This window comes from Bdellovibrio bacteriovorus (assembly GCF_041888015.1).
Lineage (GTDB): Bacteria > Bdellovibrionota > Bdellovibrionia > Bdellovibrionales > Bdellovibrionaceae > Bdellovibrio.
The window spans coordinates 464,623-482,848 of the sequence record NZ_CP168968.1 but is presented as its reverse complement, the minus strand read 5'-3'; the positions used below and the strand labels follow the sequence as shown (position 1 = coordinate 482,848).

Below are 18,226 nucleotides of genomic sequence, written 5' to 3'. Positions count from 1 at the left end.
GTCTATTCAATTTTTTCTTTCAGATATTTCAGGAACTTCTCGCGATCCTTCTCTGGGTGGATCGCGAAGGTTTCCGTTTCGCCATCGGTCCCTGCATAACTGACCGCCTGAGTATCGTCGATACAGACATCCAAACAACTGGAAGTCACAATGCGAATCTTGGAGGAATCGCCCGACTCTTTGAAAGTCTTCTTCAAGAACATTTTCAGATTTTCAGCGCTGTTGCCTTCTTCTTCAAGCAGTTTGGAGCTGATGGACTTATGGCATTTCGTACAAATAAGCACGATGCCTTTGGACCAGGGATTTTCTTCGCGTTTCATAGTTTTCTCCTCAACTCCGCCCACAGAATTTTACCCAAATCACTGCGCGGAATCTCTGACATATAATAAATCTTACGAGCTTTTTCGAAAGGAAGCACTTTTTCCGAATACAACTGCAGAACTTTTTGCGTATCCGCTTCCGACAAAAGACTGATGGCGTGAACCTCTGCCCCCAGCCTGTCAGAAGGCATATCCAAGAGTGTGATCTTCACCGGCCAGTCCGGATTTAAGTGCAAGGCACACGACTCCAAAACCGAACGCAGGCGGGCCACATTGGTGCCTTCGCCGCCGATCTTGATATAGTCCTTGCTGCGGCCTTCAATTTTCAGCGCGCCCTCAATAACCTCACCACGATCTTCTGTTGTGAACCAGCCGTCCTCTTTTTTAGGATTCCAATGACGGGACCCCTCGGACGTATTTTGAGCGTAAAGGCTGAATAAAGATTCAGCCCACACTTCCAGATAACCTTCTTCGTTCTTACGGGCTTTCGCGTGGGACAACAGCCCCACCGCCGGGAGCTCGGTCCTGCTCAGTGATTCCAAAGAGGCGGTCGCAATCTGCGAGGCTGTCTCGCTCATCCCATAGCTGGGAAGCACCGGCCAACCCAAAGCGCGCGCTTTTTTGTAAAGATCCAGCTCAAAAGCCCCGCCCCCAACAACAATCGCTCGCAAGTGGGAAGGAGCCTGATAACCTTGCGCCACCAGATCATACACTTGAGTCGGAACCAACGCAGACAAAGTGCATTTTTCTTTTACCAGCGTCTGATAGAAGTGATGCACATCCCAACGGCTTTCTTTGAGGGCCGAAACCACTTTCGCCCCGCTGAGAGCCGCACGAATTTCAATCCCCAAGCCTCCCACATGGAAATGGGGAAGCACCTGAGTCCAGACATCCTGCTCATTACTTTGCAGATGAGAATTCACAGACTTGGCAGAAGCCATCAACGCCTTTTTTGAAAGCGCCACCAGCTTGGTCGCAGAAACCGACTGTGCCGTCGAACCCGAGGTCGCAATCCACACATGCCCTTGCAAATTCAAAAGCTCCTGCGTGTCTTTGGCCAATTTATACAGAGCCTGATAGTCTGCCTCGGGCCAGCGCGGGTTGAGCAGAATTTCATTGTCGGCAGAATAAAGATCTAAGGGCTTTGAACTGGTTGCCACGGCAAAGCCTCCAACAGAGAATCAAAGCCGACACCGACTCCTTTGGTCTTTAAAATATAAGGCCCCTGAGTGCCTATCTCGGCCGAGAATGAGTCCATCTGAAATAGACGATGAGTCAGACAGCCGGCCTCGAGCACCATATCACCGTGCTGCTTTTTGAGGTCCATCGCGACACCCAAGGCATGGATCACGCCAACGGGATGATCCATATAACTGGTCACCGTCAGCTTAAGATTCCACTTCTGACAGTAACCCACGGCTTTATCCACGTCCGTCTTGGCGGGTTTAATCACAATCACATCAAAAGGTGCTGACGGAATTTTTCCCCAGGGAACCTTGTCATACTGATTGTCCAAGGCGATCTTACACAGCTTGCGTGCCTCATTCCAGGCGTGAAAATCAAAAGGAAATGGATCTTCAACATAGTCGATCAAAGCACGCACAGAGGGAGCAAGTCCCGTCATAAACTTTTCAAAGATTTGCCAGCTTCCCAACGCATTGAAATCCAGCCGGATACGCAGGCCTGCTGCCGCAATATGAGTCAAAGCCGCGGCTTCCTGCTGCAGATCCTGACCCATTTTTACTTTCACCGTGGTGAAACCTTCTTTTTTGAGTTCATCCAAAAAGCCCGGCTTCAGATCCTGATAGTTGGACAACAGAAAGTTATTGCGGATCTTTTCAACCACATCAAAAACATTTTTACGCTGTTTTCTTAAAACCGCATCCCGGCGAGCCAACCAGATGCTTTGCTCGATTTGCGTGGTCATGCGGCCTAAACGCAGATCTTCCAATTGCTCAGCTAATGACAGATCACCCAGTTCAGGCCAAGGATGCAAATCCGCGTAGCCCACATGCCCGTCACTCCATTCCACCCGAAGCAAGACCCCCTGTCGCGCCGTCGGCTTTGCAACCGCATTCAACACAGTCATCGGCTTCAAAAAATAAGGGTGGAAAAAGATTTTAATCAAAAGGCAAATCCTAGAGCGATAAGAAGACCAAATACCAAGTGCAGTACCGCAGCCTGCCCCAGAAACTTGTTATAGGCCGGACTGGGTTCGGTGTTGAAAATATTCTTGGTGATCTTGATGGCCAAAGGAATCGCCAGCAAAGAAACGATTGCCGCAATCTTATAACCCTCAAACCACCAGTAAAGATTCAGAACAAATGGCAGGAAGCTTAAAGCGGCAATTTCCCAACGGGAAAACTTCACTCCAAAACGCACCGCCAAAGTTTTTTTGTTCACCAGACGATCCCCGGAATGATCGCGAAGATTGTTGATCGCAATTAGAACGGTGGCATGCAGACCGATCTGCAGACCCAAGACGAAGGCTTCGGCCATCCATTCGCCGGTGTTCAGGAAGACAATCCCCATCACGGCCAGCAGGCCGAAGAAAATAATCACGAACAAATCACCCAACCCCAGATAAGCCAAAGGGAACGGGCCTGCGGTGTATGAATAACCCATCAAGACAGAGGCAATCCCGATAGCGACAATCACCCAGCCGCCTTTCAGAACCAGCGGAATCCCACACAGCACCGCCAGCAGGAAACACAAGGACCCCAAAAGCATCACCTGATTGGCCGAAAGAATCCCAGCTTGCGTGATGCGCTGAGGACCGATGCGCTTTTCTGTATCTGCACCCTTTTTAAAATCCACGGCATCGTTCACCAAATTCGTGCCTATCTGGATCAGGAAAGACGCCATCAATGCATAAAACAGAACCCAGCCGTCCCAAGAAAGGCCGATCGCCTTTACCAAAGCCGTCCCCGCCACACAGGGCACCAGGGCAGCAGTCAAAGTTTTAGGGCGAAAAGCGAGAAGAATACTTTTAATTTGGCCAGCAGAGGTCATTTTGCATCGCATTGTTAAGAGTTAAAATCCAGTCTCTTTGTATCAGATTCTTTTCGCGTGACCAAAAGAATTTCTAAGGGCACAAAGGGGATGAATTTGATGATCGCAGGGGGTTTTATGAGCGTATGGACAGCACTGGCATTTGTTGCGGGAGCCTTGATTTCCGGACTGTTGGTTTATTTCAAACTGAAAGCTCAAAACACTGCGGATCTGGCGCAAATGCAGGCGGATCTTTTGGCCGCGCAGATGAAAAATGACCTTCTGTCACAAAGCCTACAAGAACAAAAATCCCTGATGGCTGAAACCAAAAAGCAGCAGGACGAACTGGCACAAAGAATGAACACCCAGTTCGAGGTCATGGCGCAAAAAATCTTTGAAGAAAAATCTGCCAAGTTCACCGACCAGAACCACAAAAACATCGCCTCTGTCCTGGAGCCACTGAAAGAACGCATCAAGGACTTTGAGAAAAAAGTGGAAGAAACTTATTCCACTGAGCGTTCCGAGCGCGGTGTTCTGCGTGGTGAACTGACCAAACTTATGGAGCTGAACAAGGTCATGTCAGCAGAAACTCAAAACCTGACTAAAGCCCTTAAAGGCGAAGTGAAAACCCAAGGCAACTGGGGCGAGCTGATTCTGGAAAATATTCTGGAGCGTTCCGGCCTGCGCAAGGGCGAAGAGTACATCATCCAGGGCACCGACATGGATCTGCGCGGTGAAGATGGCCAAATCTTACGCCCGGATGTGATCGTCAATTTGCCGGATGAAAAGCATCTGATTGTGGACTCTAAGATGACCCTGATCGCTTATGAACAGTATTCTTCGGCGGAAACCGCGGAAGAACAAGAGCGTCTGGGTAAACTGCATATTGATTCTTTGAAAAAACACATCGACGGTCTTTCTGACAAAAAATACCACGCCGCAGACAAGCTGATCTCCCCGGACTTTGTGATTTTGTTCATGCCACTAGAGCCTGCGTTCGCGTTGGCCTTCAAACTCAAGCCCGATCTTTTCCAATACGCTTGGGAAAAGAACGTGGCCATCGTCAGCCCGACGACCTTGCTGGCCACGCTGCGCACGGTAGCGGCTTTGTGGAAACAAGATCGTCAGGAAAAAAATGCGCTTGAAATCGCCAAGCGTGGTGGCCTTCTGTACGACAAGTTCGCAGGCCTGTTGAAAGACCTTCAGCACTTGGGTAACAAGCTGGAGGACGCCCAAAAAGCCCATGAGGATGTTATCAAGAAAGTGTCTGAAGGCCGCGGCAATCTGATTGATCAGGTCGAGGACCTGAAACGCCTGGGTGCCAAGACCGAGAAGTCTCTGCCGCAGTTGGAGCAGGCTTAGCTGCTGCCTTTTGGCATCTTGTGAGTGAACACAAGATGCCCTTGGAATTTGAATCTCTCCCCTTGAAAAATTAGCCTGATCAAGGGGCCTCATGACTGGAAATAGCTTTTTTCTTCTCGCCCTGGTTGTCATCATCGGCGCTTCTGTTTGGATGGTCCGCTCTTACAAGGGCATTCAAAGCACTCAAACACAACTGGTGGAGCGCGTGGAACAAATCCAGCAGCGTCGCCCCGCCAGCGCGCCCGTGGTTGTGACTGCCGCCGCCAAAGCCCGCCTGCGCAGCGAGGCCCTGAATCTGCAACAGCAGCTCACGGAAGAAAACCGCAAGTTAGAACAACAAAGACAAGCCCTGACAAATCTGCAAGCCCGACAACAAGAAAATACCCAAGCCCCCACCCCCGACAGTTATGCCAATGAGCTGCGCGAAAGCAATTTGCAACTGCAGGACTTCATGATGGAACTCAACAGCTATGATCGGCTCAGTCAGGATATTAATCGTCGCGCTGATGAAACATTGAAAGCACAAAGCAGCCAGGCTCAAACAATCCGCGATCAAATGGATGACAATATTCGTATTCAGCAACAGGCCATTCAACAGACCCGGGAACAACTTGGCTACTGGCAAACCAACTTCAACGATATCACCGCCCAACAGAATCAGCTGACGGCTCTGAATGATTTACTGTCGCAACAAGAGCAGCAACTGGAGCTGATGCAAAATGAAAAGCTGCTGCTATCTGCCCAGACACTTGATGTCCCCCGCAGTGTTCAAGCCGACCGCGAGCAGGCTTTGGCCGAAATCAACAGCAACCGACAGGATCTGCAGAGTGAAATTCTGGTGATGCGTTCCCAGATTCAGAATCTGCAAGAAGACATCTATCAGTCCACAATTTCCGAAACCTCTCTGCGTCGGCAGATCATGCAAACGCAAAGGGCCTACGAACAACAGCAACAGCAGGTTCGAAAACTGGAAGCCTCTTTGGTGGAAAAAAACGCCGAGCTCAATGCTCTGGAATAAAAAAAGGAGCCTTGCGGGCTCCTTTTTCGTTTTTAGATTCTTTTGAAATTAAAGTTCAGCGTCGCGAATCACAGTCAGCTTCGTCGCAACGTCGATGCCTGTGGATTGATTTTTGATCGCCACAGCCGGGTTCTGAACCACACGCTGTTGCAGCTTCGTGAAGATCGGTTCACGAATCGCCAGGTTGTTGTCCTGAAGAACACACTGACGAGCTGTGCGCGCTTCAATGTTCACCACAACCGGTGCCTTCAAATTCGCCGTCATTTGTGTAGGATCATCAGGGATTGTCACGATAGAGAAGTAACGAGCTTTATCTTGAGCCGTCAGCTTCAAAGCTTCCATGTCACCTTTAGTGAGGTTGGCCTTGTATTGAGGGGCAAACAATTCCGGCTCAAGAACCGGGAAAGCAATCGCAGGAGCTTCACAGCTTTGCAACCATGCGAAGATTTCGTCATTTGGATCATCGAGGAGAACGAACTTGCGTAAATCCGCAAAGCCTAAAAGGCCTTCTGGAAACGTCAAAACATCTTCTTGTTTCAGCTCAACTTGGCCGAAGCGCGATGTCGAAATGATCATTCATCCTCCCAAAAATTCAGGATTCACCCATAAATTAGACACACGAAGGCGCTCTGATGGTGAATACATCTATAAATCTGGACCTAAATCTAGGGAGACTCAATTAAAATTTAGCTGATATGACGAGCCGCTTCAGGGCTCTGGGCGCGAAAAAGGGGCCGATGGGACCCCTTCTAAGAAAATACAAACTATGGCTTTAAAAGCTTAGCAACGCTACGCGTTTTGTCTGCTGGGACACTCGCTGACTGCTGATTTTGTTCCTGGATCGCAACGTAAACTTCTTCACGGTGGATTTTGGTGTCTTTGGGCGCTTCGATACCTAAACGGACCTGTTTACCCTTGATTTGTACTACTCTAATTTTGATGTGGTCATCGATAGCGATGCTTTCACCCAACTTCCGTGTGAGAACCAGCATGACAACTCCTTTTGCTGCAGTCGTTATCGGCAGTTTTAAGCGGAACTGTAGGTATTATTTTTATCTGAGAAAGTCAAGAAGGCTTGGCTGAATAAGCTTTCCAGAGGTTTCAAGGGTCGCTTTTAGGGTGCTATCGGTCTTATTGATATCTGAAATCACCTGGAAAGCATCCGCATCCTCAAGCTGGGAAGCTGTCACCTTATTATCCACCACGGCCTTTTGCAGGGAATCCATGGTATTATTGACGGCCATAATTCTGGACCCAACTTCAGATCGAGCCAAAACCACCTGGGAAATGGCCTGATCAAGGGTGTCCAAGGCTTCCTGGATGCCCCCCTTGTCATTGGTACGCATGGAAATCTCAAGATTCTTCAGGGTCGAGAAGACATTGACCCCACTGGAGCCCGTCACCGGATCCTGCTTATCCAAACGACTGGTACGACGCTCTGACGCAGGACCGCGAGTTTCCAAGTAATTCGAGTCGATCTGCTCATTGTGCTCTTGACGCTGAACTTCCTGATTTTGGAAGTCTTTTAGGGACTCAACATCTGTCGGAGTCTCGTACTGGGCACGAACGATCCCGTCCCCGCCCAAGCCGCGGCCCAAGAAGACCTTGCTGCCCGGAAGGTTCATCGACACAAAGGCATCCTTCTGAGTCTGAATCTTCATGTCAGAGTCGTTACCAAAGTACTCTCCACCTTGATTAAAAGGTGTTGTCTGGGTTTTTTGCCCACCAAAGATATATCTTTCACCCAGCTTACGGTTACCGATCTGGATGGACTGGTTGTAGATCTGCTCAACTTCCGAGGCCGTGACCATACGGCTTTCTTCATTTCCGCTGGCATCATTGGACTGACTGACGGCCAGTTCTTTTGCACGCACCAGGATTTCACTCAGCTCACTCAAAGACTGATCTGAGAACTCCAGGAAGCTTTTCGCATTATTGATATTCTTGATGAACTGATTGTTTCCACGCTCTTCGGTTCGTGCCGTCAGAACACGGGCCGAAGCCAAAGGATCATCGGAAGGCTTGTTGATACGCTTTTGAGTCGCAGCCTGATTTTGCAAATCAGCCATATCCGACCTGTTTTTGGTCAGATTCTGGTTCACCTGATTGAAAGCCATCTTATCTGCAATTCTCATCTATTACATCCGTTTTAGATTCAACACTGTATCAAACATTTCGTCGGCGGTTTTAATCAAACGCGCAGACGCATCGTAAGTTTTCTGGAACTCGATCATTTTTGTAGTCTCTTCATCCAAACTCACACCGCTGATACTTTCACGGATGTTGGTCAGCTGAGACATCACATTTTTCTGGGACTCTTGAGATTTCACAGCACGCTGGGTGATCGCACCGATCTGCCCCACTTGCGTGTTGTAGTAATCATCCAAAGTGGAGGTGCCACCGTCCATGACCTGGCGATACTGCAAAGCCGAGATCACGTTCGCAACGGTATTATCCCCAGGAGCTCCCGCCTGCGCCGCTGTTGCAATGCGACCCACGTCATTAAAGACCGTCTTATTCACTGCAATCTGAGCCGCAGCGCCTTTTACAGCGTCTGGCATATCAAAGAACAAAACACCATTGCGCCCCGTCTTATCAAAGCCCTCGATATGGGCCGAGTTGACCTCTTTGGCCAAGGTGTAAGCCATTTTATCCACGTGAGACAATAGATCCTCAATCACATGGTCGCGCACATCCAAAGCGCCGCCGATACGACCACCAGAGATCTGCTCAGTGATATTCGCAGATGTACTGCCACTTCCCATGAAGAAAACTTCCACGCGATCGCGGGCATCTGTCTGCTGAGCCTTCAATTCGGAAGAGCCGATACCGGACACCAGAATCGCCGTGCGACCTGCGGTGACGGTAACCATGCCATCTCGTCCCTCAGCCCAGGAAATGTCGATCTTTTCGCCCATTTTTTTCAGCAAAAGATCACGACGATCCCGCTCGTCATTGGCCGGAGTATTTTGCACTTCGATCATCTGAATCTTTTCATTCAGGGAGGCGATTTCTTTGGAAAGTTGATTGACCTCTTCCACGGTCGTTTTTACCTGACCGTCCAAATCCTCTTGCACAGCCTTCAGCTGGCCGACCACGCGACCGAAATCTTTGGTCATAGCCACCGAAGTTTCACGCACCATCGTGCGCGACGCCAAGCTTTCTGGATTGTTGGAAAGTTCACGGAAAGAGTTGAAGAAATCTGTCATGTACTGATTCAGACCCTTGTTGGTCTGCTCGTTGTACACCTGTTCAACACGGTTCAGGCCTTCCGCGCGGGAATCCTGAAAGCCCATGTTCATACCTTCTTTTTGGATTTGTTTTTCAAGCCAAGGATTGTTCACACGGGTCACAACACCCGCACGGGCCCCCATACCGATCTGAAGATTACCTTCCGAGATAGGCGTGTTCGTCTGAAGCTCCACTCTTTGGCGAGAGAAGCCCTCAGTCGACTTGTTGGCGATATTATGACCGACCGTCTGCAACGCTGTCTGAGAGTTCATCAGAGAGCGCTTACCCGTATCCATCATAGCCGAGATTTTAGACATCCTATCCTCATCTCCGGTGGGTTCCGTTTACTGCTTCAGTTACGCGCCTCCGGCGCTTCACTCTGCCGGCGTGAGCCGGTGCTTCAGCTCTGCCCGGTCAAGCCGGGGGCCTCAGGCTTCTTTCGAAACGAAGTTTCCTGCGACTTGCGGGCCTTGTTTTACCTGGCCCTTGCCTCCGTAAGTTTTCTTTCCGGAAAGCGTGTCTTTGATATTGTTCAAAGCGCCGTTCAGTGTACAGAGCGGACTTTGTGTACTCTTCATTTTCTTTGTTAATTTCAGTGATACGTTTGATCAGAATATCCAACGCCGCATGCTGCGTGCGCAGACGATCTGCGGCTGGAGTGCCCGCCAGCTTTTGCGCCAACTCAAGCAAGCGCGGATTTTCAGTGTCAGCACCAACAAGCGTTGCCAACTCCATCGCATAACGAGAACGCAAAGAATCCTGCGCGCGAAGTTTGAACAGCAACTCTTCTTTCAGTTTGTTGCTTTCATCCAAAGCGTCGCGATCCGCTTTAAGAAGAATTTCTTTTTCTTTGCGTACGATATCCAACAGGGAACGATAAATTTTTGTAAGTTCTTCGAGATTTGATTCTAGCTTGTGAAACGCTCTTTCGATTGTTGCGTCCATCTTTATCATCCTTCCGCCTTTGCTGAAGCTTCGGCGGACAGATCCGCTATGCTTACTTGGGGCGGGATTGAAATCGTTTTACTTCAGCTTCCTTGCTGTCGCTGCCGGGCTCTTTTCAGAGCGCGGACTTTATTTCGGCATCAGCCGACTAGAATTCCAAATGTTCGTCGACCATTTTGTCGGCGATGGCTTTCGCATCAACTTTGTATTTGCCTTCGTCGATCAAAGCGCGGAATTTTGCAACTTTAGCTTCGTCAACATCAGGAGCAGCCATAGCAAGTTCTTTGATACGTTTTGCTTCCTGCGCACGAGGAGACAACTCCACGCGTGAGGATTCACCAAGATTGGAAGACGTCAAAGCATCTGCTTTCGCCAAACCTGCATTTGGTGTTTTATTCTTGATACCATCCGCTTTGTCAGATCTGGAAGAATCTGTAAGATTCAAATTTTGACCGACTTTATTGTGCGTGATCTTCATCGAGAACTCCTCTGTCAGAGTGTAGAAACACACTCTCTTATTCTTTTAATAGTATCACAATGGGACAGTTACACCAAATCATTCTGAGACAGTTTCTGGTCCAGGTTCCTGTCCAGTACAGAGTTTTGGCCTCTGGACTTAAAAAGCCAAGCGTGTCGCCAGCTTGCAGCTTTTCCCCTGTCGAAACTTTAGACAGTCCGCCCTTAAAAACCAGCTGACTTTTAAGACCATTGTCGTGTTCGATTTCCACCATCGTCTGATCATCCGCCAAACTCTTCTTCCCCAGCAAAACCCCGTCCCATGGGGTTTTTACCGCTGCTCCAGCTTGCGCGCCTGTCGGCGCTCCAGCACTGCCGGCTGCCGCCGTGTCAGACGAAGGTCCTGCGACATCGAACTTGTAGGATACGGCTTGTTTTTTACCAGGGTGCTGAAAGGGCTTTGCCGTGTAATTGCTTTTTTCATCCATCGCCAGAGGGCCGACAGGTTTTGTGACGGGAGCTTTGATTCCCATCATTACACCGAACTTATTCATCAGCTGATCGTAGATCATATTGGAAAGGCCAATACCACCACGCTCGCCCCATTTTTCAACGTACTGATCATCAAGCTGTTCGCGGAAAATTTTTTCCGCCTGATTGGATTGAATGAATCCGCCTTCTTTGACGGTTGAGCGCATGGCCTTCATCATCTCCCGAAGAAAATGTTTTTCGTACATGTCAGAAACTTCGCGCAGCTTCTGCTCGGGCGCCTTTTGTTCAGGTCGCCCCATCATACGATTTCCCATTGGTTTGAAGCCGCCGGAGGATCCCACATCGCTCATTGCGAGACTCCTAGATCAAAAAAGAAAAAGGTACGGATGTACCTTTTTTGAAAGAGAAAAAAAGGGGAGTTGAGTCGGAGAATCATGTGCATCCTGCACTCGATTCTGAGAGTGTAGCTTCGGCTCGTGTTGATCACTCCGTGATCTCTGCTGACCTATTGCTCCTGTTTCCTGCGAGAAACTTTTGACTCTTGACCTTCCATGGTTCGCGATCTCTTTCTCACCCTCCCCGCGTTTCAAACACATCCATGTGTCTGAAACTATAACTTTGATTGTATTAAATGCTGTGTCATTCTGAAACAGAAATCTCATAAAACTTCGAGTTCCCCGTGCAAAGCTCCAGCTGACTTTATGGACTGAAGTATTGTAATCAGGTCCTTCGGCGAGACTCCCAGTTTGTTTAGTGCCTGGACCAGTTCCCCGACGCTGACACCGCTATCGAGAACCGCCACTTTTTCTTCAGATCCTTTTTTACCATCGCCCACTTTAACAGAAAGCGCACCGTGTGAGATTGCAACCCTGGAGATTTTCACTTTGTCTCCAATCACGATCGTGCCGGTTTTTTCATTCACCACCACACGCGCTTTCATGTCCGGATTGATCTCGATGGATTCAATGGTCGCCAACAGTTCCACGCCCCGATTTTCATAGGCAAATGGAGTGATGATGTCGATCGTTCCAGAGTCCTTGGCCGAAGCGTAGTGACCGCCCAGTTCTTTGTTAATCGTAAGTACGGAACGCGCAGCCGTGGTGAAATCCGGATTAATCAGTGTCAGACGATACATTTTTCTGGAAGAAAAATCCGCCGTCATGTCACGCTCAATGATCGCCCCGTTGGGCACACGCCCAGCGGTCAGATGCTGGTCTTTGCCGTCACCACCGATGATAATGCTTCCCTGAGCCACTGCATACACCTGTTCATTCGCAGCGCGCAGCGGAGTTTGCAACAGTGTGCCCCCCTGCAATGACGAGGCATCCCCGATCGCACTGACTGTGATATCAATCGGATTACCCGCTTTGCCAAATGCCGGCATCGTCGCCGTCACAATGACAGCTGCCACGTTTTTACTGGAGAAATCCACATTATCCAGTTTCATGCCCAGCTTATCCAGCATGCGCACCATGCTCTTGCTCATAAATTCATTTTTGCCGTCACCAGTGCCCTTCAGGCCCACAACGATCCCGTAACCGATAAGTTGATTCTCGCGCACCCCACGGATACTGGCGATATCCTTCAGGCGAGCGGCATTAGCTGACTCAATCAAAGTCATAAAGAACAAGGCCGACAGCAAAAAGAAGTTGATGATTTTATTCATTGCTCTTCGTCTTTCTTAAGCTGACCACGTCGTACTGTGGATCAAGCAGTTTTTCTGAATTGATTCCGGCATCGTTAAAGTCTTCTGGACGAATCAGACCCGTCACAATCACCTTGTATTCACGTTTGCCGATCATGAACGGCTGCTGTCCTTTGATGCGATAGTTGCCGTCCGCCATCTTTTCCACAATACGGGTTGGAATGTTCTGCACATCCGCCAGGCCCTCATCTTTTTCGTCAGCCTTTGGTGCTTCCGCTTTTTTAGCTTCGGAAGCCGGTGCCCGGGAAGCATCCCCTGCATTTTGCGCCAAAGAGTTGCTCAATTCCTGCTGTTGCTGCTGTTGTTGTTCTTCCAACTGCTTCAACAACTTTTTAATCACTGACACTTTGGTTTCAACCTGCTTGCGGGCCGGTCCATCCAAAGTCACATTCAGTAAATCACCCTCTTTGCGCATTTTGTTTTGTGCAAAGAGATAGGCTCCCTGACCTTCCATCACCCACGTGGAACCGGCATTGGCCCCCAGATCGGATTCTTCTTCCATACGGTTGCGGGTCATACGCTTGTACTGTCGGTCTGTGGGCACACCCATGTTCTGATTGTCAGAAAAACGTGGGGCCGTGTTGATGTCTTTCAAAGCCGGAGTCTCTTTAGGTCCGTCCAAGGAAGTCAAAAAATCCTGCATCGTCGCACAACCGGTTGCGAATACAGATAGAACCAAAACTGAGAAGAGAGAAACCATCTTCATCATTGCAACTTCACCACACCTTTTTCAGTCACGAGACCGGAGAGTACTTTTTGTGTTTCCAGATTTTTTACTTTAATGATGTCTCCGACAAAGCCACTGTCCTCCGCCATCATATTCACGGAGATCTCGAAACTATCGTCGCCAAGCAATGCTTTAACGACTTGTCCCTTCTTAGCTGCCGGTTCACGTTTGAGATCAGAAGCCCATACTGTGCTTCCAACGGGAAGAGAGCGAGCGGCCAACTGACCCTGGATATCCTCCATGCGCAAACTGCCGTCCTTGGCAAAAGTCACATCCGTCATGGACATGCGCAGGTCTTCGGCCTGAACTCTCTCTCCTTGTAAGATCAAACGGGTCGTCACCGGGGTTAATCGGGAAACGCGAATTGTTCCAGAGATCCATTTAATTTGTCGCTGATCCCCGTCGCGCAATGGCAAAAGGAACCCACCCTTGGCTGAAAGCTGAGTATAATCCAGATCCCACAGCTTTGACGCTGGACGCGGCGTGCTTTGCACGCTGACCTGATACTCGCACTCGTTGCAACGAGCCTTCAGAACATTGTGAATCTTTCTTTCAATTTCCTGTTTGGAAATAGGTGTGCTGGCAAAGCTGACCTTTACTTGGGAAGGCACTTTGAACTGCGGATTCATGCGGCGCAAGTTTTCCTGACTGTTCAAAGCCGAACGCATCTTGGCCAGAATTTCACTGGATTCCAAATGCTGGCTCAGCAAAAGATCACGTGCATCTTCACGCAAAACCACAGCATCCAAAGCCGCCAGCAATTCCTCGCTGCCTTCTTCCACTGTGGCGATATCACCCAGACGCAGAATCTCTCGTTGCGAGATTTCCACGCTGGCTGGAATAGAGATCTCAGGCCTTGCAAAAGCCTGAGTGCTCACCAGAAATAAGAATACAAAGTACTTAATCATCAATTATCTCAAATTGTTGATGGATTGAAGCATCTGATCAGACGCCTGCATCACTTTGGAGTTTGTTTCCATCGCACGTTGAGCTGTGATCATGTTCACCATCTCATCGACGATATTCACGTTACTGGATTCCAACTGCCCTTGCGCCAGATAGCCCGTGCCATTCAAGCCGGGACGAGAAGTGATTGCCTGTCCACTGGATGGAGTCTGTGTGAACAAGTTCTTACCCACCGCTTTCAGACCTGCTGGATTGACGAAGTTCACAACATCAATCTGACCAATTGTCTGCGGAGTATCATTTAATCCCGTGATCACACGCACCTCACCTGTCGGCGCGATCTCAAGACCCGAAACATTAGGGGGAACGGTGATTTCCGGCTGCAAAACATTGCCGTTTTTGTCCACCATACGACCGGTTGGATCCTTTTTGAAAGCCCCGTCACGGGTGTAGGCTGTTTCACCATCGGCGGTCAGAACCTGAAAAAAGCCCTGACCTTCAATTTGAATATCCAACGGATTTTTAGTGACCTGCGCCTGACCGTTGGCAAAATCCTTTTGCACACCTGCAGTACGCACACCCAAACCCACCTGAACGCCATTTGGAGAATAAGCATTCAGACCCGAAGCCGTCCCTGGCTCCTTCTGAGTCTGATACATGAGGTCTTCAAACTCAGCACGGGATCTTTTAAAGCCAGCCGTTGAAACGTTGGCAATATTATTGGCAATCACATCCATATTGGTCTGTTGTGCTGCCATCCCTGTAGCTGCTGTGTTCAAACTCTTAAGCATTCACGAATCCTTCCGTTGGCTTAATAAACATTTTCAAAAACCAGTCGCTATTCCTAAACAACTAGTTTGTTTTTCCCACCACATTGATCATTTTGTCGGCCATCTGGTCATAAGCACTGATGGCTTTCTGCGTACTTTCAAAGACACGATTGGTGGTGATCATGTCTGACATTTCCTGAATGATATTGACGTTGGAAGTTTCCAGGAACCCCTGCTTCACGCTGGGATTATTGATATTTTGCAGGTCCGGCGCCATATTCGGCTTAAAACTATAAAGAGAGCTTCCGGTCTTTTGCAAAGAGTCCGGATTGTTCACTGCAACCAAAGACAACTTACCCAGGTTTTCAGTTCCTTCAAAAACATCGCCGTTATCTGCGATGCTGATGGCGCCATTGCCGGTAAAGCGAATCACACGGCCTGCAGGATCTGCACCCGCTTCAGCCTGACGAAGGACCGGGTGACCATCCTTGGTGACAAGCTGTCCATTGCCATCCAGGGTGAAGTTCCCGGCACGTGTCAATTTTACGCCGCCCGGAGTGGCCACTTCAAAGAAGCCTTTGCCATCAATAGCAACATCCAGATTGTTACCTGTAGGTTTCAACCCACCTTGAGAGAAGTCGGTGAACGTGCCTTTGGTGTCGACGTAGCTTTTGTCGCCGCCTTGCATGTTATAGAAGCTTTCAATCGCAGCGACGTCACGAGGGATTTGAGTGGTTTCCGGCATTTTTTCATTAGCCGTCAGATACTCCTGAAAGAGCTGCTGATCACGTTTGAAGGCTGGCGTGTTCACGTTAGCAAGATTATTGGCGATGGTATCAAGTTTGGTACTTTGAGCCATGGCACCGCTTAGCGCTGTATAGACACCTTTAACACTCATGAACTTCCCTCCCACTGTGTTGAGCAGCAAGGCGTGTGCCATCTTTTGACAGGACGGATCTTAGTCTAGGAAAAAGGTTCCAAGCTCGACCTTTGAATAGATTGATTTTTCTGTACTCAAGTTTTTTTCGATCTGACCGTTCATTGACCTTCGTCGATGGCGCCAGGGAATTGTCAGATCTTTGTCGACAGTGTCAAAGAATCGGCTTCATAATTGACTACATGAGGACGTGGGTTTCTTTCTTTTTTATTGCATCTCTTATTTACAGCTTCAACACAGAAGCAGCTCCAGTGGCTCCAATCAAGCCCATGGTCGCTCCTGCCGTGACTGCTGTAACGCCAGAAAACCGCGCTCTGAGCTTAAAAGAAAAACTTAAAGCTCTGACAGCGAAGTCCACCCACACCCAGTCAGACAATCTGATTTTTGATCTTCCCGTGACGTACAATAAGAAAGTCAGCAAATGGGTGGCCTACTTTCAAGGAGGCGGCAACAAATGGTTCCGCACCTGGTTGCAACGCTCTTACAAATACATGCCTTTCATTCAGGAAGAACTAAAACGTGCCGGGCTGCCATCGGATCTGGCCTATATGGTGATGATTGAAAGTGGGTTTGCAGCCAACGCCATCAGCCATGCCGACGCCGTCGGACCTTGGCAGTTTATCGAAGCCACAGGTTCTCGCTATGGCTTGAGCAAAAGCTGGTGGCTTGATGAAAGAAGAGACCTTAAAAAGAGCACCCTGGCTGCGATTCGTTACCTGAAGGATCTGCACTCTGAGTTCGGCTCTTGGTATCTGGTGGCGGCCAGCTACAACATGGGCGAAAGTGGTCTGCGTCGTCGTATTAAGAAGTACGGCACCAAAGATTACTGGGCACTCATCAAGTTGGATGCTCTTCCACAAGAGACTCAAGATTACGTTCCTAAAATTCTGGCCGCTATGTTGATTGCCAAAGCACCAAATCTGTATGGATTCCGTGACTTGGAAAAAATGGACCCGCTAGAGTACGACGTTGTCCTCGTCCCCGGGGGCACTGATCTGGAACCTTTGGCCGATCATTTGGGAGTCACCAGAAAGTCATTAAAAGATTTGAACGCCGAGCTGTACTTGGGATACATTCCCCGACAGGTGCAAAAACACTTCATCCGAGTTCCTAAAGGAGCCGGACGGATGGTTTCCACCTACGTCTATCAGAACACTCGGAAAGTTGCATTGGAATGAAACCCCTGATTGTCCAAAAATACGGCGGAGCCACCTTAGCAGATCCTGAAAAAATTAGATCTGTCTCCGCTCGCATTGCCGCTCAATCCAAAGATAACTCCTTGATTGTTGTGGTCAGTGCCATGGGCAAAACCACGAACTCTTTGATCGATCTTGCTAATCAGGTTTCTGCTCATCCGCAAAGACGCGAAATGGATATGCTGCTGACCGTGGGTGAACGCATCAGTATGTCGTTGGTCAGTATGGCCTTGAATGATCTGGGATGTTCAGCCATCAGCTTTACTGGCAGTCAGGCAGGTATTTTTACCGATGATTCCCACGTCAATGCCTTCATTAAAGACGTCAAACCCATCCGCGTGGAAGAAGCACTTAAAACTGATCGCGTGGTGATTCTGGCCGGATTTCAGGGCGTGTCCCCGGTAACCAAAGAAATCACAACTTTGGGTCGAGGTGGATCTGACACGTCAGCCGTTGCCATGGCAGCGGCCTTCAAAGCAGAACGCTGTGAAATTCTGAAAGATGTTCCGGCTGTCTTTACCGCTGATCCCAATATTGTCAAATCCGCCCGTCCATTGAATGAACTGAACTATGATCAACTGATGGAGATGACGTTCTGGGGCGCCAAAGTTCTGCACTACCGCTCTGTTGAACTTGCAAAAATGCGTGATGTGACTTTGTACATCGGCCCGGCTTCCAATAAAACTTCTGACGGCACACTCGTCAAAAAAGGATTGAATATGTTTGAATCCTGCAAAGCCCTGTCCCTGAATTCGCACGAACTGGTTTTGGGAATTCACTGCAAAGAAAAAAATCCGGCCAAAGCTCTGCATGGATTGCAAAGTCTTTTGGATCAGAATCAGATCGCTTTCCCGCAGTTGTTAAGTTGTGAACTTTCCTTAGACAAGACGGAAGTCTTCCTGACAGGCCCACAGGAAATCATGGTGGCGGTAAAGAAAGAACTGCAGAAGCATTCCGATTTCACTTTGCTGCCAATAGACTATTCCACAGTGACATTGACTTGCACGGGTGCCACGTCGCCAGAAATCACCCAAAAGGTTCTGAATAGTCTGAATGAAAAGAATTTAGATGCTCAGAAGCTTCTGGTCAGCGCCATGAGTCTGACTGTTTTGGTGGAGGCCCCCCTGCGCAAGCAAGTGATTGAGGCTCTCCATCCTTTGATTTAGTTTT

General features: G+C 49.0%; 20 protein-coding genes. 4 read left to right on the top strand and 16 right to left on the bottom strand.

Annotation, left to right across the window (positions count from 1 at the left end; genetic code table 11):
- Positions 1-2: 2 nt before the first annotated feature.
- From ACES2G_RS02435 to menA, 4 genes are read right to left on the bottom strand one after another with little or no spacing between them, the layout of a single operon-like run.
- Positions 3-320: a (2Fe-2S) ferredoxin domain-containing protein gene (locus ACES2G_RS02435; RefSeq protein WP_347356132.1), complete on the bottom strand. Its 318-nt coding sequence runs from the start codon at positions 318-320 to the stop codon at positions 3-5.
- Positions 317-1,480, bottom strand: coding sequence for an AMP-binding protein (locus ACES2G_RS02430; RefSeq protein ID WP_374001225.1), 1,164 nt, complete (start codon positions 1,478-1,480; stop codon positions 317-319). The genes ACES2G_RS02435 and ACES2G_RS02430 overlap by 4 nt, the downstream gene beginning before the upstream one ends.
- Entirely contained in the window at positions 1,456-2,448 is a 993-nt protein-coding gene (locus ACES2G_RS02425) for a hypothetical protein (RefSeq protein ID WP_374001223.1), read from the bottom strand. Before ACES2G_RS02425 ends, ACES2G_RS02430 begins: the two co-directional genes overlap by 25 nt.
- Complete coding sequence (gene menA / locus ACES2G_RS02420) at positions 2,445-3,332, bottom strand: 1,4-dihydroxy-2-naphthoate octaprenyltransferase (RefSeq protein WP_374001222.1); 888 nt, start codon at positions 3,330-3,332, stop codon at positions 2,445-2,447. Before menA ends, ACES2G_RS02425 begins: the two co-directional genes overlap by 4 nt.
- Before the next feature lie 117 nt (positions 3,333-3,449).
- Between menA and ACES2G_RS02415 the strand changes: the two genes are divergently transcribed.
- Positions 3,450-4,673, top strand: a complete 1,224-nt coding sequence (locus tag ACES2G_RS02415) for a DNA recombination protein RmuC (RefSeq protein WP_347356124.1) — start codon at positions 3,450-3,452, stop codon at positions 4,671-4,673.
- A 91-nt stretch (positions 4,674-4,764) separates the two neighbouring features.
- Complete coding sequence (locus ACES2G_RS02410; RefSeq protein ID WP_347356122.1) at positions 4,765-5,691, top strand: hypothetical protein; 927 nt, start codon at positions 4,765-4,767, stop codon at positions 5,689-5,691.
- A 48-nt stretch (positions 5,692-5,739) separates the two neighbouring features.
- On the opposite strand, the gene fliW is transcribed toward ACES2G_RS02410, so the two are convergent.
- The 12 genes from fliW to flgF all read right to left on the bottom strand — a co-directional run bounded on the left by fliW (position 5,740) and on the right by flgF (position 15,821).
- Positions 5,740-6,267 carry a flagellar assembly protein FliW gene (gene fliW / locus ACES2G_RS02405; RefSeq protein ID WP_374001221.1) on the bottom strand — a complete coding sequence of 176 codons (528 nt, stop codon included), beginning with the start codon at positions 6,265-6,267 and terminating at the stop codon, positions 5,740-5,742.
- 188 nt (positions 6,268-6,455) lie between these two features.
- Positions 6,456-6,683 (bottom strand): carbon storage regulator CsrA, encoded by a 228-nt coding sequence (gene csrA, locus ACES2G_RS02400; RefSeq protein ID WP_041869353.1) that lies wholly within the window; start codon positions 6,681-6,683, stop codon positions 6,456-6,458.
- Between the two features lie 60 nt (positions 6,684-6,743).
- On the bottom strand, positions 6,744-7,826 hold the full coding sequence (gene flgL, locus ACES2G_RS02395; RefSeq protein WP_347356119.1) for a flagellar hook-associated protein FlgL: 1,083 nt from the start codon (positions 7,824-7,826) through the stop codon (positions 6,744-6,746).
- A gap of 3 nt (positions 7,827-7,829) precedes the next feature.
- Positions 7,830-9,239 (bottom strand): flagellar hook-associated protein FlgK, encoded by a 1,410-nt coding sequence (flgK, locus tag ACES2G_RS02390; protein ID WP_347356117.1) that lies wholly within the window; start codon positions 9,237-9,239, stop codon positions 7,830-7,832.
- Positions 9,240-9,336: 97 nt separating this feature from the next.
- Positions 9,337-9,867, bottom strand: a complete 531-nt coding sequence (locus ACES2G_RS02385; protein WP_374001219.1) for a flagellar protein FlgN — start codon at positions 9,865-9,867, stop codon at positions 9,337-9,339.
- Between the two features lie 148 nt (positions 9,868-10,015).
- On the bottom strand, positions 10,016-10,345 hold the full coding sequence (gene flgM / locus ACES2G_RS02380; RefSeq protein ID WP_347356114.1) for a flagellar biosynthesis anti-sigma factor FlgM: 330 nt from the start codon (positions 10,343-10,345) through the stop codon (positions 10,016-10,018).
- A 37-nt stretch (positions 10,346-10,382) separates the two neighbouring features.
- Positions 10,383-11,165 carry a rod-binding protein gene (locus tag ACES2G_RS02375; RefSeq protein ID WP_374001218.1) on the bottom strand — a complete coding sequence of 261 codons (783 nt, stop codon included), beginning with the start codon at positions 11,163-11,165 and terminating at the stop codon, positions 10,383-10,385.
- Between the two features lie 308 nt (positions 11,166-11,473).
- Entirely contained in the window at positions 11,474-12,481 is a 1,008-nt protein-coding gene (locus ACES2G_RS02370; protein ID WP_374001217.1) for a flagellar basal body P-ring protein FlgI, read from the bottom strand.
- Positions 12,474-13,229: a flagellar basal body L-ring protein FlgH gene (locus ACES2G_RS02365; RefSeq protein ID WP_374001216.1), complete on the bottom strand. Its 756-nt coding sequence runs from the start codon at positions 13,227-13,229 to the stop codon at positions 12,474-12,476. Before ACES2G_RS02365 ends, ACES2G_RS02370 begins: the two co-directional genes overlap by 8 nt.
- On the bottom strand, positions 13,226-14,155 hold the full coding sequence (flgA, locus tag ACES2G_RS02360) for a flagellar basal body P-ring formation chaperone FlgA (RefSeq protein ID WP_374001215.1): 930 nt from the start codon (positions 14,153-14,155) through the stop codon (positions 13,226-13,228). The genes ACES2G_RS02365 and flgA overlap by 4 nt, the downstream gene beginning before the upstream one ends.
- Positions 14,156-14,158: 3 nt before the next feature.
- On the bottom strand, positions 14,159-14,944 hold the full coding sequence (gene flgG / locus ACES2G_RS02355) for a flagellar basal-body rod protein FlgG (RefSeq protein ID WP_347356104.1): 786 nt from the start codon (positions 14,942-14,944) through the stop codon (positions 14,159-14,161).
- Positions 14,945-15,005: 61 nt separating this feature from the next.
- On the bottom strand, positions 15,006-15,821 hold the full coding sequence (gene flgF, locus ACES2G_RS02350; RefSeq protein WP_347356102.1) for a flagellar basal-body rod protein FlgF: 816 nt from the start codon (positions 15,819-15,821) through the stop codon (positions 15,006-15,008).
- 221 nt (positions 15,822-16,042) lie between these two features.
- Between flgF and ACES2G_RS02345 the strand changes: the two genes are divergently transcribed.
- Positions 16,043-17,038 carry a lytic transglycosylase domain-containing protein gene (locus tag ACES2G_RS02345; RefSeq protein ID WP_374001214.1) on the top strand — a complete coding sequence of 332 codons (996 nt, stop codon included), beginning with the start codon at positions 16,043-16,045 and terminating at the stop codon, positions 17,036-17,038.
- Entirely contained in the window at positions 17,035-18,222 is a 1,188-nt protein-coding gene (locus ACES2G_RS02340) for an aspartate kinase (RefSeq protein ID WP_347356099.1), read from the top strand. Before ACES2G_RS02345 ends, ACES2G_RS02340 begins: the two co-directional genes overlap by 4 nt.
- Positions 18,223-18,226: the final 4 nt, after the last annotated feature.